The organism is Tenacibaculum ascidiaceicola, from assembly GCF_047470925.1.
Classification (GTDB): domain Bacteria; phylum Bacteroidota; class Bacteroidia; order Flavobacteriales; family Flavobacteriaceae; genus Polaribacter; species Polaribacter discolor.
Window position 1 is genome coordinate 254704 of the sequence record NZ_JAZKJP010000004.1, and the last position, 22592, is coordinate 277295.

Sequence of the window (22592 nt, forward strand, 5' to 3'; positions counted from 1 at the left end):
AAGTGGAAACTATTTCTTTGTGATTTAGAAGTTTTAGCAGTTATGAAAAAACACCATTTTCATATCTAGGAAAATACATTGAAAGTTGTTTTTCAATAGTTGTTTTTTGGTTTTTGTCCTGTGAAGATATTACAACCTCTTTTTCTTCGGTTGTATATGTGTACTGTCTTGTTAATCGGTCGTACTCTTTTTGCATTATTGTACGAGGTTGTATATTACCATTTCTAAGCTGAAACCATTCTTTTATATCACGCCATAGATTACGTGTATGCTTGCTAATAACGTCAAAAGACCTACCTACCCAATGAGCGAAAAATTCATCACATACGACCTGCTTAAAGTCGTATTTATTTATTAGTTCTATTATTCTATAAAAGAACGTTTCACCCTCTGCATATCTAGGATAATCAAGTTTTTTAGTAGGGTTTGCACAACCCCAAATTTTACCTATTATGGCACGTTTTCCAAACTCTTTTTTAGTCATATACTTAACTATATACTTCGTAATGTTCTTAAGCCTACGCCCTTTTTTATCTTTCTTCAAGCTGTGAACATCAATAGTATTAGGGTTTCTATCTCCGTGCTTTTCTTGGTATTTATCAATATACCCAAGTTTATCAAGTTGTTTATTCCAGAGTTTTCTATGTACAGTCCAATCTATCCACCTATCAATTAACAAATGAAAGTGTATATTACCATTCTTTTGCGGTTCTGCCTTCCATACGTAATGCTTTACATTATACGTTTTTTGTAAGTTTTCAATATACCTAGTTTGTGCTTTTCTCAGTTCCTTATCTGAGTGAAACTGTTTTACTGGTAGTGTCAACGTTACAAAAGCTAAATATTGTTGTGTTTTATAATCCACCTTTTTATCTCTAGAAAACAAAACAGTAGACACCATGCATTCAATAGCTTTACGACACTTTTTTACTTGACTTTCTGAAAGTGTACCTAATTGCTTTATTTGCTTACCCTTTCTAAACATTATCATTTGATGTAATTGATGTTTAAATTCCAATTTAGCAACATTTTCAAAACTATCTAGCTCATTAATTCTTTTATATGATTCATAAAAAGAAGTATTATGATTTTGTTTTAACATGGAAGTATCTCCATTTCTAGAAAATGACAAGTAACTCACATCATAAAATTGTGTAAGTCCGTTATTTTTTACAATAAAGGTCGCAGGAGCGTTCATTTAAGAGGGGTTGGTAATATTAAAATTCTCAGCAACCGCGTGGGGTTGCTTCGAATTTTCGATTTTACCGTTATGTTTAGCCAAGCCAATAAGAAAAGCCGTTAAAACGGCTTTTTTAAGGCACGGTTTAACGGTTAGTTATTAAACAATTGTAATTGACTTGTTTTAGGCTCGAATAAGACAGTTTGTTGCTCTTTACCTTGCCATGGCTTTAATTGATTTCAAAAGCTTCTATAATCGCAGAAAATAAAGCGTTCACAGACTGTTTTCTTCACACTAACAAAATCAGGATGATGCTTTAACAATCCTTTTTCTAGTTCCTCTAAGGTTACACGAAGTTTAAAACCTTTTTCTTCCAGGACCTGATTTACTCTATCGGTAATAAATACACGCCTGTTTTCCCATGTTATTTTGTCTTTAGCAGGCATCTTTTACAAAATTTAAAGCTTCGCGTAATTTTCTTAATTCTTTTATCAGGGAAGGAAGTTCTCTATATTGAAAGAAAAAAAGACTATGGCGATGTTTAAAAAGGTAATTGATTAAAAATTCATATTCATTAATACTAACCTCTAATTGTTTTATAAAGTCATTCATAGCTTAAAATGTTAAATGGTGAGTGAAGTAATGAATGTCTATTGCTAATGCAATAACAAAACCTAGAAGTAAAAATGTGATTATATAAATCAAATCAATTATTGTAATCTTTAACAAAAAGATAAAAGAACCTATTAATAGAATCGGAGAATAAATGAGTGCATATATAAAACTAAAAAACAGCACTATAAAGTTTCTTAAATACTTCATAATACTGTTATAATTTATGCACTAATGTGCGTTTGTTAAAAGTTTGGACACGTCCGTCTGATGTTTCCGCTTCGCATACTTCATCATAAATACAAACTAAATTTAAAATCTCTGGGCGTGGTGCGCCATGTGAAGTTCTGGCTAACTTGTCGCCCTCTGTTAATCGGTGTACTGGTACTACGTCCGGTACTTGGTTTAAATATGACATAAAATAAAAATTTTACATCATTGAAAGTCTGTTTTCCTTTTTGTGAATTATAGTTAACGAACTTTCTTTATACACGGTTGACAAGTCGCCTTTTTTAAGCTTTGAAAGCTTTTCGTAAATAGTAGTTATCATTTGTAAATAACCATTTAAACGGCTTACTGTGTTGTAGTCTTTTAATTGTTTCATGCATTTACGTAATAATTTACAAGCATCCTGAGCAATATTTAAAAGAGAATAAACACTAATAAATTTTATACATGAATCGCCTTTACTTTGGTAACTATGAAAGAAATGCAATCTTTCTAAATAATCATCAATAACAGTACGTATTTTAATACAGTAATTATGAGGCATTTTAAAATATTACTCTAAATAAACACTATACAACTCTTTTTGTATTGTGTTTATTACCCGAATTGAATCGGTAACATAAGAGCTTAATTTTCTGACGTAATCCTCAGCTTTACGTTTAGATTTAAATTCTAAACGTTGTCCTATATCAAATAAAATATAATAAGGATAAGAAGCTTTAGGTTCATTTTCTTTCTTACAGACTGGTAACAATAACTTTTTCAATGACAATAAATTTAAGTTTTTAACTAATAATTTATTGATAGATGAAAGGGGCTAACAGCAATAAATATAAGAAATAAAGATTTCATGCAAATTGTAAACTTTTTGTCTCGAAATCTATACAAGTACTATAAAATAGACATGTTATATTTAACAGGCTATTAATTATAGTACACTTTTAATATTGGATTATCCAGTGGATGATTCAATATTAAAACAACATTTAGTTATAGGTTTAATATTAGTTGCTATGTAGCTATAATGTAGTATTATGTAAAATATCCCAGAAGCTGTATTTATTCTTTACGATATTCAGTACTTGGGTCATTAAAATTAGAAATACTCGATTCTCGTGGATTAGAAATTTTAGATTTATAAGGAAATCATTTGTAGCTATAATTTGCCATTATGTAAAATTGCCGCTACCAAACGCTTGATTGTTTTTATAAAATCAAATTGTTATCACAATTTATTTTACACACAATTATCCATCGCTTGCCAACGCCTAAATAAAAGCTTCACTTTTTACGCTGTTTTAAAATTCGCGTATTTGATAAAATGTACGTCAAAAAAATTTTACGCAATTCTCGTCAAGTTGCCACAAGAGTATAAAATTTCTCTGCGAGCAAATTTCTATACACTTGTTCTATGTAGAACTCCAATTAAAGTTTTCTTTTTGGTGTTTGCATTATCTTTTTGCCTTGATGCAAAAGAAACAAAAAATCAAGGCTGCATATAATTTTGGAAACAATTAACGGCTCGCTCCACTATATTTTAGGAAACATCTGGAACTATTAAAATTATGTAGAAATATTATGTAAAATAGAAATACTCAATAAACTATATAACTAAACCCCTAAAATATGGTCGTTATACTCACCTATTGTTTTAGCCAAAGTTTTATGAGGCCGTTCTGCCAACGCTTCATCTGGGTAAAAACGCAGGTCTATTTTACATAATATTAATAAACTAAACTTTTAGTTTATTAATCATATTATTTAAAGTGTACTTTTCCAACTCTTCAATGGATTTGCTCGATATTTTAATCTCCCAATTAGACAAACTGGGCATTAATGACACATTATTGTCAATAAATATGTTGTTATCGGCTTTTGATGAATCTTTTGAAGGAATTAAATAAACAACCTTCGGTTCTTTATTTATTATTAAAACTAAAGCAACAAACAAATTGTTTTTTAGTTCTCCTAACTCTTACTTTGATATTTTAATACTGCGATGCGTTGTATCTAAATCTATGGGTTGCAGGTATAATTGGTTATCTCCTATTAAAAAATCAACACCTTCCCTCCCATTTGACTTTAACTCTAAACCAAGACTATTTAGCTTGTATTTTATATAGTTTTGGATAATCATAGAGATTTAACTGACTTCTTGTTTTTCTTTAGCTAATCTTTCATCCTTCCAGCCACAAAGAGATAATTCTTCAATAAATGGACAACCTCCCATACAAACTGATTGCAATGAGCAAGAATTACAACCATTATTAATTATCCTATTTCTATATTTTTGAAAATATTCTCCATCTTGCCATATTTCTTTCATTGATTTATCTTTTAGACTATCAAACCAACCAGTGTTAGTCATAAATGAACAAGGAAACATTCTTAGGTTTTCATCCACAAAAGCAGAAAATCTACCCGCATCACAACCTTCATAAAATGCGGTGTTTGCATTCAGATATCTTGCTACTCCAGAAATACTACAACTATCAAAACCTATTTTAAGAGTATGCTCATTATTATCTACTAGTTTGAAAAATTTTTCAAGTTTATATTTATCTTTTAACAACAAATCATAGTTCGGCTTTCTACCTATTGGTTTATAGTTCAAAAAGATTATAGAGTTAATTCCTTTTAGTATATCTGGTGGGTTTTCCATCCATTCGATTGCTGTATCAATTGATAAAGCATCTATCACAAAATGAACATTAGCTTTTATACCGTACTTCAAAAGTTTTTCAATATTTTCTCTAAATTCTGAGTATGGCTCATAGGCGCTAATGGCAACAGAACCACATAAATTCTTTGTAGCTTCCAAAATTTCATCACTCAAACCTCTTCCATTCGTTGTATAACAAGGGACAATGCCATTATCTACAGTAGCTTGTAAAATTTCAATAAAATTTGGATGTTGATTTGGATTTCCACCGCCCAATGCAACTTGAAAAACATCCATTTCTTTAGCTTGCTCAATCAAAAAAACATAATCTTCCAACGGCATATGATTACCCAGTACAGTAGATTTTCTATAACAAAAAACACACCCCTTATCACACCAATTAGTTATGCTAATATCTAATAATTCAGGCCCTCTTTTTGACCATAATGGTTCTGGAAAACCTTTTTCTTCTGCTCTAACAAAATAACCAGTTTTTTTATTAAAAATGACTCTATAATTCTGCTCAGGATAATGCTTTATTACAATATCTTCTTTTTTCCTACCAACCATTTTCTTGTGCATCTATATAAATTTTTGGACTATCAATAATAAACTCATCAGTACAGAAAAAGCATTCTATTTCATTAGTATCACTACTTAATTGACCTATATAAACATCTTTTCCTTTTTCCTCTGCTTCTAATATTTTTGGCAATACTTCTTTTCCACTTTTCCATAACCTCTTTTCGACAAATTCTTCAAAATTATCATAACTCGCAGAATAATTTCTTTCATAATATTCCCTAGCAGGTTCCATATTATCTTGAAAAGCATTAAAGAGCATCTCATATACATCTAAAAATTCAGAATCATTATTAATTCCAACAGAATCTATAAAATCTTTTAAATTAAATTCTCCATCGGAAATAATTACAAATGAAGTAGATGAACTATTTGTTACAAAATCATATCTAATTTTCATAATATCAAGTTATTATTTTCATTATTCTATCTCTGATTTCTTCAGAATAGATAAAGCTACTTATACCATAATCTCCAGTAGAACCATCATCAGATCTAAAGATTTTTCTATGTTCTTTTTCGCTTTCAAATTTTATCATATCATCTATATCTTCTACACTTATATTCATTTTTCTAAATAGAAAATGCTCGAAACTTGGATATTCTTTTGAATAGTATAATTCGTACTCTTCCCTTAAATCAACTAATTCGGAATGAATACTATCATATATTCTTTCAAACATTTCTTTTGCATAACCTCTAGAAGCTCCAACTTCTTGTAAAAAAGTCTCTTTGGTTAAATTTCCATTTAAAACTAAAATGGATTTATAAAAATCATAACTGAATTGCATATTCCTGACAAAATTCTATTACTAATACTTTCAACTGACTATCCTCATTATCCATTATTTCTTTTAATTGATTATGAGCTTTATCGATATATTTATATGCATATCTTTCATATAAATATGAAAATCTATATGCTTGATTATGTGGTAATAAATAAATAAGTAAATTAAATAAATTATGATACTTTGAATCATTAATAAATTCAGTGTTATCGAAATTCTTATTTAATTTTTCTATTATCTTTTCTAAATCAATTTTTCTATAAAATCTACTATATGAGTTTCGAGATTTAAACTGAAATAAATTCAAAAACTTTTTATTAAACTCATCTTCTTCTAAATTTTTAATTAATTCAAAAAGAAATTGAATATTTAATTTGGGATAAATTTTTAAATCATAACGTTTAATAAGTCCATTTACGATTTGAAAGGAATATTCATCACTTTCTATAAAATACTTCCCAATACGTTCTATGTCACTATCCTTAATATCATCATCTTTAATATTAAAAATAGATTTTATAAAAATACCTTTAAACCATTCTTGGTTATATACTCTATTCTTTAGTTCTTCTGTATCTCCATTTCTAAGTGTATGAAATAAAAAAGTTCCACAACCTTCTAAAATTTGTGATTCTGAATTAATATTATTGGTGATGAAATTATCAAATTGTTCTGGAGATTTAGGGTATAATTCTTCAACTAAATAACTAGATATTAAATAATCCCTAAATTCATCAAATGTAAAGTTAACCACCTCTGAATAACCAAATATTCCAGATTCATCTGATTTTGGATCTCTTTTTATAAGGATATTTTCATCCAAAAATCTAACATATATAGCTCTATGTCTTTCATCTTCAATGATGTTGTCTAAAGGAACATTTGAATATTGATTATTTGACACCATATATTTAATAATATTCCTTATAAAGTTTCGAATATCAAAATCGCCTTGCACTTCAAACTCATCATTTTCGTTTAATTTTTTATTGATTTCTTCAGCTTTATTATTGTAGTAATTTTGGAACAGTTCAGATTTGAAAATATTCTTTACGATACCAATATCCTGCTCTTTATAAGTTTCACAGAAAATTCTAAATAATAAAAAGTTTGACATTAATTGATTGTAAACGTCTCCAGAAACTTCTTTGAAATTAATATTAAAGTGATGAAAATATGCGTAAAATAATTTTTCTTGTAATTCATCATCTCTTCTTAAGCTTAGATTACTAATTGAGGAAATTTCATTTTGAAATGAAGAGTTTTCAATATTTTTAAAATTATATTCAAAATAATCCTTTCTACAAGAGATAATAATTTTGATATAATCATAATCTTGCATATCAGATATAAAAGATTCAAGACTTTTACTAAAAACTTTTGTGTTGGAATTCTCATTAATGCCATCAATGATTATTGTTAGAGGTTTTTGCAGCTCATAGCACAAATCTCTAGTAGCATCTAAAAAGGTTTTAAAACTTAAGTTAAGTCTCTCAGGAAATATTTTACTTAATATGGATGCCCTTATATTATCTGGTAATATTTCGTTTCCAGTCAGAAAGATTGTCGGAATTTCATTTCCAAGTAAAAACCGATTTGCAAAGTCACATAAAAAGTTAGTTTTTCCTTGTCCTGCATTTTCTGTAATCAAACAAATTTTGGATTTAAAATAATAAATATCTTCTAATCGATGTGATATTTTGGACTCATAAGAATATCTATCAGTACTTGATATTTTTAAATCCTTAAGAGTGGTTAATTTTCGTTCTAAGTGAGAAGTCCAATTATTTAAATGTTGTATATACTCTTCTATGTTAATTTTAGAATCTAACTTATGTATCTCAATGTCAAAAACAGTATTTTGTTTTGTTAGTTTTTTATTTAACAACCTATAATCTGCTCTTTCTAGCGAGTCATATATTTTCTTACAGAAAAGAATTGGATGAGAAAAATATCGTAAATATTCTCTGTTTTTATGTGTTTCAATAAAAATATCAGGAATATATTTTCCAGAATTAATCTGTTTTGCTAGCTGTTTATCTACTTGGCTTTTTAAGGACTTTTTTAGATCATCACTCTTAATTTTTTTATCCTCTATTTCTTTAATTAATAATTTCAATTTTGGATTACCTCTTGAGTCTAATATTTTTATAGTACTAATTGTAATAAAAATTAACCCTACAATTATTAGTACCCACGATGGGATATCAAAATTTAAATATTCAGCAATAAAATTTAATACCTTACTCCAAAATTTACTTTCTACTGTCTTAGCATAAGATTCAATTGCTTTTACTAATGGCGAAATTGGCTTAACAATTTCTCCAAGAATAAACAAAATTAAAGGAACTGCGATTGTCCAATATGTTTTTTTAGGTCTAATCTTTATATATATGGAGACAATCCATTCGATAAAATTTTTTAGAGTTGTAATAATCTTTTTCAAGTTTTAAAATAGAATATTGTGCTACAATTATGTTTATAGCTTGATTAATATAATTAATAATGTTTAGGGAAAACGATTATTTGTACTCTACCAAATATACAGAATTTAACAATTAAATAATTATGGAAAACCACATAAAATATTAGTTTATAATCCATTCCATACACATTCCCACTTCGCTCCTATCGTCGCTTCGGGCAAAACGTATTCCATTACATTTTTTAAGAAACTTTTAGAAAGAAAAAAATCAAAGAAAAGTAGTAGTTTAAACTTCGCTTTTACCAAAGCAAAGTTACATAACGCAGAACATTATAGTACAAATATCAATGTTTGTTATTTATGTCTTGTACGCCATTTGTAAGCTATAATTCTATATTAAGTAAATATCCCAGAAGCTGTATTTATTCTTTACGATATTCAGTACTTGGGTCATTAAAATTAGAAATACTCGATTCTCGTGGATTAGAAATTTTAGATTTATAAGGAAATCATTTGTAGCTATAATTTGCCATTATGTAAAATTGCCGCTACCAAACGCTCGATTGTTTTATAAAATCAAATTGCTTATTGCAATTTATTTATAACACAATTATCCATCGCTTACCAACGCCAAAAAAAGCAAAAGCTTTTAGCTTCGTATTTGTAATTCGTCTGTAATTGAAATTCTCGTTGCAAAAAGTTTTCAGAAGCTTTTCGTTAGCATGATATTATGTAAAATAGAAATAAAAAAAGTAGAAAAGATAAAATAAACATGTCTCATTTATGTGACAATCTATACCTTTGTCTCATAATTGAGACATAATGAATGATACTAAAACTAAAATTATAACTGCTGCAATTAAAGCATTTAGTAAAGCCCCTAATGCTTCAATGGAAGAAATTGCTGAATCCATTAATTTAAGTAGAAGAACGCTACATAGATATTTTAGCGGAAAATCAGAACTTATTGAAGAAATAATTGATTACGCAAGTAGTTTTTGCCTACAAAAGACTAAGGAATCAATAGAATCGTCTACTGATCCAAAAACTCAACTTTATACAATGTTTTTAAATGATATTAAAAGTGGATATCAATTTCGTTTTTTATATAGCTACAGGGAAAACTATAAAGGAATGGAAAACGAGTCTTCTGATTTTAGAGAAATGATGCAGATTTTTAGAGACTTGTTAAAAAAGCTACAAACTAATGGTTTATTTAATTCACAACTTACAATGGATTGGATAGAGAGCCTTTATTTTTCTACAATTGATGCCGCTATAAATTTAATTCTTGAAGATGAGACAAGAACTCAAGAAATTGTAGAAATGGCTTGGGAGTCTTATTTCAATGCTATTATAAATCATTCTAAAAAATAAAAACACATTAAAAAAGCACAAAATATGAATTATGAAGTCATAATTATTGGTGGTGGTCCTGCAGGAATGAGCGCTGCTTTAGTTTTAGGAAGAAGTAGAATAAAAACACTAATTTTAAATACCGAAAGTCCTAGAAATAATATAACAACACATTCACACGGGTTTTTAACTCAAGATGGTAAGCATCCTTCTGAAATATTTAAGATTGCTAAGCATCAGTTAGAAAAATACACATCTGTAGATTACAAAAAGGAAAAAGCGATATCTGTAAAAGATGAAAACAATAATTTTTCGGTTGAAACAGAACACGATACATATTCAGCTAAAAGAGTTGTTATTGCAACAGGACATAAAGATAATATTGCTGAAATAGGTATTGAAGGTTTAACTGAAGTCTACGGAAAATCTGTTTACCCCTGCCCTTTTTGTGATGGTTTTGAAATGGCCAATAAAAAATTGGCTGTATTTGGAGATGTTCTAATGGCTCCTATGTTTTCAAAAACAATATCGCATTGGTCAAAAAATGTTATCGTTTTTACAAACGGTGAAAAAGTTGAGGACGAAGAGCTAGTATCTAACCTTACTAAAAAAGGAATACAGATAATTGATAAAAAAATTAAAAAACTGATTTCAACTGAAGGTCAGCTTACAGGTGTTCAACTTATTGATGAAACAATTATTGAAAGAGAAGGTGGTTTTTTACCTGACACAAAATCTACAGAAAGTACCGACTTTGCTAAAAAAATGAATATTCCTACAGAAAAAGGTTATTTTGGAATGGAGTTTTATAAAGTTGATGAGAATAAAGAAACAGAAATTAAAGGGTTTTATATTATTGGTGATGCCAGAACAGGTTGGAGCGGTGTTGCCTCTTCGGTTGCTGAAGGTAGTGAAGTAGCAGCTGCTATTACACACCAAATAATAGAAGAAAACTGGTAGTGATAATTAACTTATGAATTAAAAAAGGTCTGGTAAAACAGACCTTTTTTTAACGTTTAGGTTTTAAGTCTTCAATAACTTGTGCACTAACCCAAAATATGTCTACATTTTCGTAGTCTTTTGATCCCATATTTCTATTGAGAAAAAGAAATTTACCATCTGGTGTTACGCAAGCGAGAGCTTCCCAAGCGTTTGTATTAATTTTATCCCCCATATTAATAGGCTCACCCCATGAACCGTCTTGTTGTTTGAAGCATATATAAATATCAGAATCGCCATAGCCTCCTTCTCTTTTACTATCAAAAATAAGATACGATTCATCTGGTGCAATGAATGGGTGAAAACTTTTTCCGCTATTAATTTTACTGTTGAGTAGTTTTGGTTTTTCATACTTTCCATCCACGAATCGTGAATATCGAATATCTCCTGTAAAGTCTGATTTAAACTCATCAAAAAAATAAGTTCCTTTCGCAGAGGCAGTAAGACGCATAATTGGTAAGTCTTTAAAAGGATAATCAAGTTTTTTAACTTCTGACCATTCACCATTTTCAGTTCGTTCCTTATAACGTTTACTTAAATGCATAATTTTACCGTCGGGAGAAATAAAAGGTGTGCCAACCCTAGATGATATAACAGAATCTTTCCATTGGTTATTTTTATATTGAATCACAACAAATTCTTGCTCTTGGTCCTCCTCTCCTTCTCTAATAAAATAAAATTCTTTTAGGTCTGGTGTGAAGACTCCGCTAACTTCCCATCCGTCTGTAGTAACAATACCGGGAGCAAAAGGTCTAGGTGTTAAACCTGGTGGTCTTTGACCAAGATAGGTCCTTTCTATAGTAGGTAAATTACTATCTTTTGAAGTTTGCTTTTTTGTATTACAAGCATAAAAAAAGGGTATTAATACAAAGATTAGTATAAAGAAAGGTAATTTATTCATCATGTAACTTTTGATTATTGAAAAACGATAGTACATAAATACAGCTATTACCGTAACACATTGGTTAATATAATGTTAAAAACAAATATTTACTGAGTTGTTGCATACTAAGTAGATGAGTAAAGAATACTAATGTTACATATCTACACTTTCAATAAAGTTTGAACTTTAAAATAAAAGGTTTAATAAAAAAAGCGAGAACTTAATTATATAAGTTTTCGCTTTTAAAGTTTAAATCTAGTATAATTAGCCATATTACTACTTATTGGTAACAAATATTTCTCTCAACTGTTTAATTACGTTTCCGTTTCCAGTAACTGTAATTTCTCCAATTTTATCAGCTATTTTCTCCACATACTCCATTTCTTTTAATTTAAACAACATTTCGTTGTCTTCCATTAATTTAGCAGTATTTAATAAGCTTCTTGTAGATGCTGTTTCTTCTCTTCTGGTAATAATATTTGCTTGGGCTTTCTTTTGTGCTACCAATACCTGATTCATGATTTCTTTCATTTCTCCTGGTAAAATAACATCTCTAATTCCGCAACCTTGAATTACTACACCTAATTTTTCAGCATTCATTTTTGTTTCTTCAAAAACTGCTATAGAAACATCCTCTTTATTGGCTAATAATTCATCTAATGTGTAGTGTCCTACATATTTTCTCAGTGCCAATTGCATGTTTACATACAATTGTTTTTCATAATCTTTATTAGCTAATAATGCTTTTTCAATATCAGTTACTTTATATTGCGTGTAAAAATTAACTCTAACATTTGCTTTGTCTTTGGTTAATAATTCCTGACCTGCAATTTCTAATTGTAATTGTCTGGTATCTACTTTCGCTATTTTAATAGTTGTCTCATTTTTCCAAAACCTATACGTCCCTCCTACCAATGTTTTTTGATAGGTATCATTCACTAACAATACAGCTTTTTCGTAGGCAGCAACTTCAAAAGTTCTAACATATTTGCTCACTTCATAATTATTGAATAAAGATGTATCTACTCTTTCAATAATTTCAATCTTGCTTATATCTATTTTTTGAAAGGTTCTAGTAATAAATCCTTTCCAGAAAACGTGTCTTCCCGCATTTAAAACTCTTTGAAAGTTGTTGTTTTCGTACATAAAAACTAACTCGTTGTCTTGTACTTCAACAACTTCTAACATTTCTGCTAAAGTTGTGTCTTGTAACAATACTTCTAAAGCTACTGATGTATAAAAATCTTTTGTTAAATCATATACTGCTACTGTTTGATTAAATCCTAACCAATGTGTACCCGCTTTGATTACTTTTATGTAATCTCCTTTTTTAAATACTAATCCTACTTTTCCTTGATTAATTGTTATTCTTTTCATAATCTTTTTGTTTTTAATTATTTATACGTTGTTTTCTCACCATGGAGAAATTTGTTTGTTTTTGTAAAAAGTATTGAATGTTAATGCTTATAAGCCTACGGAAATAATAAGATTGTATAGCTTTTGTATTGTTGTTTACTACATGGGTTATACTAATTAATACTATAACTGACATACTAAAGTTCAATACACTGTTTATGTAATGGTTATTATTTCAAAGTACGTTTATAAGTGTTTATTTAAAAACTCATTAAACATTCAACACTTTTGGTTCATCAGTTTTACAAGGTGATGAGCTTCCTGATGACTTTTACTCAAGTCGAGAGGTCGGACTCGAACCGACATGCCGTTAGGCTTACCATAATTACTGGAACCGAAATCCAGTGCGTTTGACCACTCCGCCATATCCTTTCGGATAGTGGGATTCGAACCCACGAATTTTAAATATCTATTGTTCTACCTAGTTGAACTACATAACCTTTCAATTATGACGGGACTCGAACCCGCAACACATAGAGTGAGATTATTTTTTGGTGAATAATCAAAACCTTCAAGGCTAGTTGCATATACAGTTCTAATACATTTACTGTAAGAATGTATACAATGGTGCTATATAGAAACACGCAACAAGACTTGCTTGATATTTTTATTTATAATATGTAAATGAACTTTTATAGCCACTTCACTATACCCTTTGTTATAATGAGGTTTTCTTAGCATTTTACCTCTCTTCAAATATCTTTTTCATAATTACACTGCAAATATTACACAGTATTGCGCAATGTTTTTACGTACTAAAAATTATTCTTGCTTTTTCTTACTTTTTTTCTTCTTTTTCTTAGGAAGCTTATCCTTTACACGTTCTATATGTTCTCTTACAGTTCGCATATAGTCACTATTATACGTGTGCTTTTTAGCAAGGTTTAAAGTTTGTAATGATTTTTTATACGCTTCTTTCTGTTCATATAATTGGGCTTTTCCAATATATAAAATTGCTTTGTCGGAACCTTTTACGGTTAATGCAAAATCGATGAATCGTTCAGCTTCTTCATAGTCTTCATTCCATAATAACACATTGATATAATGCGGATATACGTTAAAAGCATACATGTTTTCTGCTAAAGCCTCTGTATAATACAGTTTTGCTTTTTCAAAATCACCTAAGTGTTCTGCGTAAATGCGTCCCATTAAGCACAACGCTACTACATTTTTTTCTTCATACGCCAAAGCATATGTTAATGCCTCCATTGTTTCTTCTAATTCATAAGGAAAAGCATCTAATGCTTTAAATATGTAATTATTTGCTAATGTTTTCATCTTAATATAATTGTTTACGCAAATCGCTTTTTAATTGATTACGTGTTGTTTTAAATCTTTTTTTGTTGTTTTTAACTTTAAAATCAGTTCCTACAAATACTTTTACTGGATTTCCTCTTTCTAAGTCTAAATGGTTTTCCCACTCTTGTTTTATGGTGTTTTGTAATTGATTTATATTATGATTTCCTATCAAGGTTTTTAAACGTTGTACAGCTATTTTTTTATTCTGATGCTGTGAACGACTTTCTGAAACCAATACTTGAATTCTTGTTGTGCTATGTTTTGCTCGTACAGCAGAACTTACTTTATTTACATGTTGTCCACCAGGTCCAGAACTTCTAATTGCCTGAAACTCGATGTCTTTTTCTTGTATGGTTAACTCATTATTATATTCCAATTCAAAACAACCAATAAACCAATTTTTACGTTTATGGTATTTTCTAAAGGTTGATTTTCCTATCCATTGAATAGTGCCCATCCAATCTTTTAAAAATAAAGACAGGTTATTTCCTTTTAATTGAACACTTACTGATTGTATGGTTCCATTCTCTATTCCATTTTCTTTATGAAGAATGTCATACATTATCTTATGTTCTACTACAGCTTTTATAAATGCTTTTAGCACTTTTGCTACTACCCAGCAGCATTCTGAAGGTCCACGACCCGCTGTAAATTGTATTATTTTTATGTCCATTTTAATTTTCTATTCATATCATTACGAGTAAAACGAAGTAATCTGTTAATCAATAGGCAGATTACTTCATTATTTCATTCTGTTTCCTTCATCGTAATGACAATTGTTGTTTTACTTATCCATTCGTACAATTTTCGGAGTAAAGGTTCCTAATACTTCAACTAATTCTTGCTGGTTTGCCATTACTTTTTTGATATTTTTATAGGCCATTGGAGCTTCATCTACTCCACCTCCAATGAGCGTAACTTCATTCATTTTTAACTGATGCTTAATATCACTTTTGGTAAATTTCTCTTTACACTTTCTTCTTGAATGTTTTCTTCCTGCTCCGTGTGATGCCGATTGTAAACTCTCTTGGTTTCCTAAACCTCTAACAATGTATCCTGGTGCAGTCATAGATCCCGGAATTATACCTAATGCTCCTTTATTAGCGGGTGTTGCTCCTTTTCTATGTACAATACGCTCAATTCCATTTACTTGTTCTTTCCACGCAAAATTGTGATGATTTTCAACCATAGTTAATGGTTTCACACCTAATAATTTTGCTATTCGTTGGTGAATATTATCATGGCATGCTTTTGCATAATCACCTGCTAAATTCATTGCTAACCAATATTCTTGTCCGTCGTGCGTATTTAAATCTAACCATGCTAAATGTTGTACGTTTTTAGGTAACGGACATTGTTTACTTGCTAAATAGGTATAGTGTTTTGCAATGTTTGCTCCCAATCCACGTGATCCACTATGCGTTAATAAGCCCACATATTCCCCTACAGGTACATTAAATTCATTGTCTTCATCTGTTATGGTTACCTCTCCGAACTCTACAAAGTGATTTCCACCTCCTGAGGTTCCTAATTGATTATATGCTTTTACTTTTAACCGTTTTAGTAAAGGAATATCTTGAAATTCACTACGTTCAAAAATTTCATGATCTTGCTTTTTATCATGTGTTTCATACATTCCAAACTTGGTATGCTCTTTCAATATATTTTCTAATTGATGTTGCTTACCTTTTAAATAAGAAGCTTTCATCGGAAAAATACTCAATGCCATTCTACAGCCAATATCTACTCCTACACCATACGGAATTACTGCATTTTCTGTAGCAAGCACTCCACCTATAGGTAATCCGTACCCTGAATGTGCATCTGGCATTAAAGCTCCTTGTACTGCTATAGGTAATTTTAAAGCATCGTATAACTGAAACTTAGCTTGTTCATCAATTTCATTTTCTCCATAAATTGAAAACGGAACTCTTGTATTTCTTAACTGATGCATTTTAATTTCAACAGGCTTGGTTAAACCTTCAGCAACTTTACCCCAAATAGCATTTCCTTGATATTTTTCTGGATAAAGCAGTACTTGTTTTGCTTCTTCTAAAATGCGTTCTTTCTTTTCTTTTTTTCTATATCGGTTAATTTGCCCTAAGGCAATATTTATACTATTGTTTTTTGGAAAGCCTAATTTGATTAGGTCTTTTCCTTTTAGTTTATTTCCCATGTTGAGACATTATAAGGTTGGGCACCAATTTTCTAATTAGTGCTTTGTATCAATATTTTTCTCTTTGCTTCGGAAATTGAAAACTATACGGAAATGTGTAGCATAAAAAAATCCGAAACGTTATTGAGGCTTCGGATTTTTCATCTATAAATTCTTGTTATCTCTATGTATGAAGAAAATCGCGAAGCATGTGTACAAAAGAACCTGGTTCTTTTACTGTACTTATGTTTAATTGATATTTGAACATGTTTACTTCGTTTTTAAAAATTATTATTTTGTTGTTTAGTATGTTTATACTTGAACTGCGCTCTGTATAAAAATTACTGGTGCAAAGATGTGAGCCTTTTTTGAATTACACAAGTTTAAAATGATTTTATTTTACTGAAAATCAAGTTCTTATACTGGTTTAGACATATAAGTGTCCTGTCCGAATTTCTTCAGATTAGTAATCTCTTGGTTGTAAGCTATGTAGCATTTTACATGTTGATTTCAAAGACTTGAAATTTTATATAAAAAAAGCGTCCAAATTATAAAATTTGGACGCTTTTAGTGATTTTATACTACAATAACCTTATTGATAACTCCATAAAAATCGCTTTTGAGCGTCCGATATGTGTATGAATTGCATTAGCATAGGTTAAAATTTCGTTTAATTAATTTATAAAATATGTGAGAACCTTCATTCTCTTTTTTTCTTTCTTAAAATGCCTATGGCATTGGTAATATCTCTACTACTATTCCATATACATTCTTAGTCCATCCGTTTATTCTTCCATGATTATTTCCTATTAGCAAACCTCTTTTATTGTTTTTTCCTTTTACAAGGTGCGTAAAACAGTTTCCACGAACTTTGCAATACACAATATCGCCAACCTTACAATCTTCCCAGTTTATTGGTTTTAGTTTTACAGGTTGTTTAGATTTTAAAATAGGCAACATAGAATTACCTGGCTCTTTTGAAATAATGGTTTCTCCATTATTTAATTTTTGAATTTTCCAATTCATTAGTATTATATTTTATAAATTATGTAAAACACTATTGCCTTACATATCTCATAAAATTTCTAAGCCATTTCAATGAACTGCTGCAAATATGATATTTTTAGTTGATTTTACCTATTAGATTGATTTTAAATTAATCTAATCATTTTTTTATAAAACTTATTTCTTAATTCTACTAATAACTTGTTTACTTCTCTTTTATCTGGCTTGTCAGGTAAATCTGAATTCTCATAAATAACTTCTAATTCTGACTTCATAAACTCTGCCTTTTCTACCAATTCGTCATACTCGAATTCTGCATTTTTTATGGATAGTAAATAATCTCGATCATTTCTTCTAACATTAATACTTCCTTTTTCTCCTATTTCTTTTACCATATGTAATAAGCGAAACGTATGCATTAGATTTTTTGCATCATAGTTTTTATTGTGAGATAGATTACCTTTATAACGTTCTTCATTTCTCTTGGACACCCAATCCCAATATTCTTTGTATTTTCTACAATACGATGAATATCCTTCTTTATTAAAATATAATAGTGCTATTGGTTGTTCTTCTTTCGGAATTGAACTCAAGCAAACTTCGTTAGCATTATGGTTAGTAATTCCCTTGTAATTTAATTTCTCATTGTAAAAAAGGTTGAAGCAATTCTTAATATTTGGAATTTTTGCTAATCCGCAATGATTCTTTTTAAAATTGAATTTTTCTAAAAAGATTTTAAGAGGTATAGATTCCTTTTCTTTCCGAACTAAACAAAAATCCTCAACACTTTTTCGTTCTTTTTCCATTGGGTTTACAATCTTTTTATTTAACCCCCTAGCCTTTTTAATCTGAGTGAAAGCATAATTAGCAAATGTATTCTTGCACAATTTTGATAGAAATAAATCTGACTTTATTTCGTCAAAAATTGGGTGCTTTTTTAGAATACAATGCTCTGGAATATCTAATAATTCTAGAATATTAGGGTTGTTTTTTAAACAAAGTTCTATAAATTTCCTTAACTCATAGTATACAATATCATTCGTCTCATTGTTTATTTGTCCAATATAATCTAATGAATAGAATTTTTCTTTAGGTAACACAAATACTCCTCTGATATCAGTATCTGAAGTTGCTGTGTTTAAACCATAAGCTCTACTTCCTCCAATACATTCAAATATGATATTATCTGATTTTTTTAATTCTTCTAGTGTCATTTTATTTTGAATTTAATAATGAGCTCATTTAGAGAATAAATTTTCTCGTTCTCTCTATCTTATTTTTACGAACCTTACTTCACAAAGTCACTTAAGCAAATACTTTACTTACAAGTTTTCCAGAAAGAATTTATTGAACTTTTGATGATTTGCTTTCTTATTAACTAATTTACTTCTCAATATGTTATTTTCCTCTATAATATTCTTTACTAGTAGAATTAACTGATTCGGAACTCTTTCTTCAAACTTCTCTACTCGTTCACTTTTTAACTGAATTAAATCATTAATCATTGTATGATATTTCATTTCAATTAACTCATATAAATCCTTAAAAAGTACTGGTGGAATTGTCCCTTTTTTTATAATCCAATTAGCACAAAATGCCGTACGAATTGTATAAAAGAAACTTTTCAAGGTCATTTTATCAGTAGCTAAAGCTTCTTCAAAACTTTTACTCATAGAATGATAGTGATGAAATCCTGCAATAGGGTTAAAATTATTTTTTGCTAACTTTTTTATTTCTTCTAGAAATACTGAATCAGCTTTGTATACTATTGGTGAAAATAACCACTCTGTTAATGAAGCATTTGATTTAGCTAACAAAAGGAGTGCTTTTTTAATATCCCACCCAGATCCGTCTAAATCGTCTTCAGTCATAAACTCAATAGAATTCCTTTGTTCCCACAAACTTAAATACCAATTCTTTTGGTGCTTATACACAAACCGAATATCATAATCTGAATCTGGAGAAGCAAATCCCCAAGCTCTACTTCCTGACTCTATCGCTACTAAGATCTCTATCTCCTTTTCGTGCTCTAATTCGATTAATTTGTCTAATATTTTTCTTCTCATTTTTTATAACTTATGTTTATATCTTTTAAAAATCACCATAAAATACTTGTAGGCAAGGTAGTTTTAATTCTTTTCTCCATAAATCAACCACCTGATTTCTATCATCTAAAACAAACTCAATAAAGTACTTATGCTCTATTTTTCTTTTAAATACCTCTTCTTTAATAATCGCATCTTTCCTATTGTCTCTTGATTTACGCATCCATAGTGCATCATAAACTATTTCGTGCTTTTTTAACCAAGACTCTGTTTCTGGTTGATATTTAGCTTCTCTACCTGATAAAAGAAGTATTTTATATCCTAATTGTTGGTAATTCTTTACTAAACTAACAATAGGTACATTAGGTAAATCTTGTTCACACCTACTTCCATCAAAAGGACTTCTGTTATTTATCAAAGATAAAGTTCCGTCTAAATCACAAATAATAGCTTTTGGTAAAGCTTCATCTTGATTTCTATATTCATTTTTTAGTTTTTTCATTTTTATGCGTTTTAAATATTTTTATGTTCATAGCAATTTTCCCACTTAAACGACCTCTTTTTCTTAATCACACTGCAAATATTTTACTGTATTGCGCAATCTTTTTGCGTACTAAAAAAGAATTTATCATTTTTACTAAAAAATTATAAAATGGCTTTTAATAAAAACGCCCTAATTCGATACAAAACAATTGATCAATGCCTTCGAAATACAATGCGTACTTGGACTTTGAATGATTTAATTGATGCTTGTTCTGATGCTTTGTACGAATACGAAGGAAAAGATATTTATGTAAGTAAGAGAACGGTTCAGTTAGATATTCAATTGATGCGTAGTGATAAATTAGGGTATAATGCTCCAATTGAAGTCTATCAACGTAAATATTACCGTTATGCTGAAGAAGGGTATTCTATTATGAATATTCCTGTGACTGAAAACGATGTGAAAGTGATGAATGATGCTATTCAAGTATTACGTCAGTTTAAAGACTTTTCTTTATTCAAAGAAATGGATGGAGTGCTACAACGTTTAGAAGATTCAGTATACTCTTCTCAAAAAAACAATAGGGCTATTATTCATTTAGATAAAAACGAACAGCTAAAAGGTTTGTCTTTTATAGATCCTTTATACAATGCTATACAGGAAAAAAAAGTATTAAAGATAAATTATCAGTCTTTTAAAGCAGAAAAAGCTAGTACAATAACCTTGCATCCACAATTATTAAAGGAGTTTAATAATAGGTGGTTTTTATTGGCACTTGTAAAAGGTAAAGAAACAACTTTAGCTTTAGATCGTATAAATTCTGTAGAGGAAGTTGAAAACACAACATATATAGATAAAGCTATTAATGGTGATGTTTATTATAAAGATGTTGTTGGTGTAACAGTTTCAAACACTAAACCACAACGTATTGCTTTTTGGGTAGATAAATCAAATACTCCTTATGTTATTACAAAACCTTTTCATAAATCTCAAAGGCTAATAAAATATACAGATGACGGGGCTATCTTTAATATTTTAGTAATTCCTAATTATGAATTGGAACGTTTAATTTTGGGTTTTGGTAATAGCATAGAAGTGTTAAAACCTGAAAAGCTTAGAAATAGAATGATTCAGAAACTTGAAGACTCTCTAAACAGATACACTATTAAAAAGTAGATGTAGTTTTTATTCTTTTTGCACAACAAAAAAGCGGACTATTAATCCGCTTATATTATTTAGTATTGTTAATTACCAGAAGGACAACCACCTGGTAAATGGCAACACCAATCGGTACTAGGGTCTGCACTGAATTCACATTCTGTAATTCCTCCACCTCCGTTAATAGCTTTTTGTTCTGTTTTGTTTAGGGAAGTACCTAAATTTGTAATCTTTTTTAACATCATATAAAGTTTTAAGTTCTTCAAATTTAAATAACTACAAATAATAAGAAGAGTTAAAAACCATAATAGAGTTATGGTAAAACCATAATTTTTTATTTATAGAGTTTATAATACTATTTAGTTAATACATTGATTTACAAAACATAAAAGCTATTATGTTTTTATTTACTCTTAAAAATTCGTAAATTTATGAGGATCATGTTATTGCACTTATTAAGTAAGTGTAACTTGAAATATCAAAAGTAATAACTCTACCCTCTTTGTTTTATTGACTTTTTCTTTAAGCATACCGTAACATTTATAATACTATAGCCATGAACAGATTTACAATCCTTTTCGGCATTTTAGGTATATTTCTACTTGCCGGAATTCGTATAATTTTTGAATATAAAAGAGCTATCAAATTTAGATTTGGTAAATACATTAAAACTTTAAATCCTGGTTTTAGATGGATTATTCCATTTATTGAAACCATTCAGATTGTTGATATTCGGGTGATTACTTTTAATATAGATTCTCAAGAAGTAATGACCGAGGATAATGTGCCTTGTAGTATTGATGGGGTTGTTTTCTTTAAAATTTATGACCCAGAGCGCGCTGTTTTAGAGGTAGAAGAATACAAGTTTGCCATTACACAATTGGCACAAGCAGCACTTAGGGATGTTTGCGGTAAGGTAGAATTAGACACCATACTTTCCAAACGAGAAGAAATGGGAAAAAATATTAAAGAGATTGTAGAGTTGGAAACTAAAGAATGGGGAATTGAAATAAATGATGTTAAAATAAAGGATATTCAATTACCTGAAAATATGCGTCGTATGATGGCAAATCAAGCTGAGGCTGAACGTTCTAGAAGAGCACGTATTATTCTTGCGTTGGCTGAAGAACAGGCTGCTTCTAAACTTTTAGAAGCTGGTAAACTTATAGATCAATCTCCTTCTGCTATTAAACTACGTTTATATCAAACACTATCAAATATAGCAGCGGAGAAAAACTCAACAATTTTATTCCCTTTTCCTGAGGAAGTATTACCAACTAAAAAAAAGAAGTCTAAATAGACTCAAAAGTTT

The 22592-nt window shown here is 29.4% G+C and carries 22 protein-coding genes and 1 tRNA gene; 4 read left to right on the top strand and 19 right to left on the bottom strand.

The features are described from left to right. Positions 1 to 40: 40 nt before the first annotated feature. The 8 genes from VBY68_RS03050 to VBY68_RS03085 form a co-directional block, all read right to left on the bottom strand. Positions 41 to 1198 carry a rolling circle replication-associated protein gene (locus VBY68_RS03050; RefSeq protein ID WP_415268840.1) on the bottom strand — a complete coding sequence of 386 codons (1158 nt, stop codon included), beginning with the start codon at positions 1196 to 1198 and terminating at the stop codon, positions 41 to 43. A 221-nt stretch (positions 1199 to 1419) separates the two neighbouring features. Beyond that, positions 1420 to 1626: a hypothetical protein gene (locus VBY68_RS03055; RefSeq protein WP_415268841.1), complete on the bottom strand. Its 207-nt coding sequence runs from the start codon at positions 1624 to 1626 to the stop codon at positions 1420 to 1422. 596 nt (positions 1627 to 2222) lie between these two features. After that, positions 2223 to 2564: a hypothetical protein gene (locus tag VBY68_RS03060; RefSeq protein WP_415268842.1), complete on the bottom strand. Its 342-nt coding sequence runs from the start codon at positions 2562 to 2564 to the stop codon at positions 2223 to 2225. Positions 2565 to 2573: 9 nt separating this feature from the next. Further along, on the bottom strand, positions 2574 to 2786 hold the full coding sequence (locus VBY68_RS03065; protein ID WP_415268843.1) for a hypothetical protein: 213 nt from the start codon (positions 2784 to 2786) through the stop codon (positions 2574 to 2576). Between the two features lie 1377 nt (positions 2787 to 4163). Next, entirely contained in the window at positions 4164 to 5264 is a 1101-nt protein-coding gene (locus VBY68_RS03070) for a radical SAM protein (protein ID WP_415268844.1), read from the bottom strand. Continuing rightward, positions 5242 to 5664, bottom strand: coding sequence for a hypothetical protein (locus tag VBY68_RS03075; RefSeq protein WP_415268845.1), 423 nt, complete (start codon positions 5662 to 5664; stop codon positions 5242 to 5244). Before VBY68_RS03075 ends, VBY68_RS03070 begins: the two co-directional genes overlap by 23 nt. A gap of 4 nt (positions 5665 to 5668) precedes the next feature. Continuing rightward, positions 5669 to 6055: a hypothetical protein gene (locus VBY68_RS03080; RefSeq protein ID WP_415268846.1), complete on the bottom strand. Its 387-nt coding sequence runs from the start codon at positions 6053 to 6055 to the stop codon at positions 5669 to 5671. Then, complete coding sequence (locus VBY68_RS03085; RefSeq protein WP_415268847.1) at positions 6039 to 8501, bottom strand: NACHT domain-containing protein; 2463 nt, start codon at positions 8499 to 8501, stop codon at positions 6039 to 6041. Before VBY68_RS03085 ends, VBY68_RS03080 begins: the two co-directional genes overlap by 17 nt. Before the next feature lie 801 nt (positions 8502 to 9302). Here VBY68_RS03085 and VBY68_RS03090 point away from each other — a divergent pair. Then, entirely contained in the window at positions 9303 to 9857 is a 555-nt protein-coding gene (locus tag VBY68_RS03090; protein ID WP_415268848.1) for a TetR/AcrR family transcriptional regulator, read from the top strand. A 24-nt stretch (positions 9858 to 9881) separates the two neighbouring features. Beyond that, on the top strand, positions 9882 to 10796 hold the full coding sequence (locus VBY68_RS03095) for an NAD(P)/FAD-dependent oxidoreductase (protein ID WP_415268849.1): 915 nt from the start codon (positions 9882 to 9884) through the stop codon (positions 10794 to 10796). A 49-nt stretch (positions 10797 to 10845) separates the two neighbouring features. Here VBY68_RS03095 and VBY68_RS03100 read toward each other — a convergent pair whose 3' ends face one another. The 10 genes from VBY68_RS03100 to VBY68_RS03145 form a co-directional block, all read right to left on the bottom strand. After that, positions 10846 to 11739: a TolB-like translocation protein gene (locus tag VBY68_RS03100; RefSeq protein WP_415268850.1), complete on the bottom strand. Its 894-nt coding sequence runs from the start codon at positions 11737 to 11739 to the stop codon at positions 10846 to 10848. A gap of 255 nt (positions 11740 to 11994) precedes the next feature. Next, on the bottom strand, positions 11995 to 13095 hold the full coding sequence (locus VBY68_RS03105; protein WP_124588708.1) for a slipin family protein: 1101 nt from the start codon (positions 13093 to 13095) through the stop codon (positions 11995 to 11997). 318 nt (positions 13096 to 13413) lie between these two features. After that, a tRNA-Arg gene (locus VBY68_RS03110) sits at positions 13414 to 13510 on the bottom strand. A 386-nt stretch (positions 13511 to 13896) separates the two neighbouring features. After that, positions 13897 to 14412, bottom strand: coding sequence for a tetratricopeptide repeat protein (locus tag VBY68_RS03115; protein WP_099214386.1), 516 nt, complete (start codon positions 14410 to 14412; stop codon positions 13897 to 13899). Position 14413: 1 nt separating this feature from the next. After that, complete coding sequence (prfH, locus tag VBY68_RS03120; RefSeq protein WP_415268851.1) at positions 14414 to 15106, bottom strand: peptide chain release factor H; 693 nt, start codon at positions 15104 to 15106, stop codon at positions 14414 to 14416. 111 nt (positions 15107 to 15217) lie between these two features. Then, positions 15218 to 16609 carry an RtcB family protein gene (locus tag VBY68_RS03125; RefSeq protein ID WP_415268852.1) on the bottom strand — a complete coding sequence of 464 codons (1392 nt, stop codon included), beginning with the start codon at positions 16607 to 16609 and terminating at the stop codon, positions 15218 to 15220. Positions 16610 to 17317: 708 nt separating this feature from the next. Continuing rightward, positions 17318 to 17614, bottom strand: a complete 297-nt coding sequence (locus tag VBY68_RS03130) for a phage repressor protein (protein WP_099214383.1) — start codon at positions 17612 to 17614, stop codon at positions 17318 to 17320. Between the two features lie 125 nt (positions 17615 to 17739). After that, entirely contained in the window at positions 17740 to 18807 is a 1068-nt protein-coding gene (locus tag VBY68_RS03135; RefSeq protein WP_415268853.1) for a nucleotidyltransferase domain-containing protein, read from the bottom strand. A 108-nt stretch (positions 18808 to 18915) separates the two neighbouring features. Continuing rightward, positions 18916 to 19659 carry a nucleotidyltransferase domain-containing protein gene (locus tag VBY68_RS03140; RefSeq protein ID WP_124588717.1) on the bottom strand — a complete coding sequence of 248 codons (744 nt, stop codon included), beginning with the start codon at positions 19657 to 19659 and terminating at the stop codon, positions 18916 to 18918. A gap of 25 nt (positions 19660 to 19684) precedes the next feature. After that, on the bottom strand, positions 19685 to 20140 hold the full coding sequence (locus VBY68_RS03145) for a phosphatase domain-containing protein (RefSeq protein WP_415268854.1): 456 nt from the start codon (positions 20138 to 20140) through the stop codon (positions 19685 to 19687). A 150-nt stretch (positions 20141 to 20290) separates the two neighbouring features. On the opposite strand from VBY68_RS03145, the gene VBY68_RS03150 reads away from it, so the two are divergent. Beyond that, positions 20291 to 21298: a helix-turn-helix transcriptional regulator gene (locus VBY68_RS03150; protein WP_415268855.1), complete on the top strand. Its 1008-nt coding sequence runs from the start codon at positions 20291 to 20293 to the stop codon at positions 21296 to 21298. 68 nt (positions 21299 to 21366) lie between these two features. Here VBY68_RS03150 and VBY68_RS03155 read toward each other — a convergent pair whose 3' ends face one another. Continuing rightward, the gene (locus tag VBY68_RS03155; protein WP_415268856.1) at positions 21367 to 21522 is read right to left on the bottom strand and encodes a hypothetical protein; all 156 of its coding nucleotides are present in this window, start codon (positions 21520 to 21522) and stop codon (positions 21367 to 21369) included. 314 nt (positions 21523 to 21836) lie between these two features. Between VBY68_RS03155 and VBY68_RS03160 the strand changes: the two genes are divergently transcribed. Next, positions 21837 to 22580: a slipin family protein gene (locus tag VBY68_RS03160; protein ID WP_415268857.1), complete on the top strand. Its 744-nt coding sequence runs from the start codon at positions 21837 to 21839 to the stop codon at positions 22578 to 22580. Positions 22581 to 22592 lie beyond the last annotated feature (12 nt).

Bases quoted from the DNA above. Each gene is read 5' to 3' on its own strand.
- VBY68_RS03050 (WP_415268840.1), bottom strand. From the start codon at position 1,198: ATGAACGCTCCTGCGACCTTTATTGTAAAAAATAACGGACTTACACAA.
- VBY68_RS03055 (WP_415268841.1), bottom strand. From the start codon at position 1,626: ATGCCTGCTAAAGACAAAATAACATGGGAAAACAGGCGTGTATTTATT.
- VBY68_RS03060 (WP_415268842.1), bottom strand. From the start codon at position 2,564: ATGCCTCATAATTACTGTATTAAAATACGTACTGTTATTGATGATTAT.
- VBY68_RS03070 (WP_415268844.1), bottom strand. From the start codon at position 5,264: ATGCACAAGAAAATGGTTGGTAGGAAAAAAGAAGATATTGTAATAAAG.
- VBY68_RS03075 (WP_415268845.1), bottom strand. From the start codon at position 5,664: ATGAAAATTAGATATGATTTTGTAACAAATAGTTCATCTACTTCATTT.
- VBY68_RS03080 (WP_415268846.1), bottom strand. From the start codon at position 6,055: ATGCAATTCAGTTATGATTTTTATAAATCCATTTTAGTTTTAAATGGA.
- VBY68_RS03090 (WP_415268848.1), top strand. From the start codon at position 9,303: ATGAATGATACTAAAACTAAAATTATAACTGCTGCAATTAAAGCATTT.
- VBY68_RS03095 (WP_415268849.1), top strand. From the start codon at position 9,882: ATGAATTATGAAGTCATAATTATTGGTGGTGGTCCTGCAGGAATGAGC.
- VBY68_RS03100 (WP_415268850.1), bottom strand. From the start codon at position 11,739: ATGATGAATAAATTACCTTTCTTTATACTAATCTTTGTATTAATACCC.
- VBY68_RS03105 (WP_124588708.1), bottom strand. From the start codon at position 13,095: ATGAAAAGAATAACAATTAATCAAGGAAAAGTAGGATTAGTATTTAAA.
- VBY68_RS03115 (WP_099214386.1), bottom strand. From the start codon at position 14,412: ATGAAAACATTAGCAAATAATTACATATTTAAAGCATTAGATGCTTTT.
- prfH (WP_415268851.1), bottom strand. From the start codon at position 15,106: ATGGACATAAAAATAATACAATTTACAGCGGGTCGTGGACCTTCAGAA.
- VBY68_RS03125 (WP_415268852.1), bottom strand. From the start codon at position 16,609: ATGGGAAATAAACTAAAAGGAAAAGACCTAATCAAATTAGGCTTTCCA.
- VBY68_RS03130 (WP_099214383.1), bottom strand. From the start codon at position 17,614: ATGAATTGGAAAATTCAAAAATTAAATAATGGAGAAACCATTATTTCA.
- VBY68_RS03135 (WP_415268853.1), bottom strand. From the start codon at position 18,807: ATGACACTAGAAGAATTAAAAAAATCAGATAATATCATATTTGAATGT.
- VBY68_RS03140 (WP_124588717.1), bottom strand. From the start codon at position 19,659: ATGAGAAGAAAAATATTAGACAAATTAATCGAATTAGAGCACGAAAAG.
- VBY68_RS03145 (WP_415268854.1), bottom strand. From the start codon at position 20,140: ATGAAAAAACTAAAAAATGAATATAGAAATCAAGATGAAGCTTTACCA.
- VBY68_RS03150 (WP_415268855.1), top strand. From the start codon at position 20,291: ATGGCTTTTAATAAAAACGCCCTAATTCGATACAAAACAATTGATCAA.
- VBY68_RS03155 (WP_415268856.1), bottom strand. From the start codon at position 21,522: ATGTTAAAAAAGATTACAAATTTAGGTACTTCCCTAAACAAAACAGAA.
- VBY68_RS03160 (WP_415268857.1), top strand. From the start codon at position 21,837: ATGAACAGATTTACAATCCTTTTCGGCATTTTAGGTATATTTCTACTT.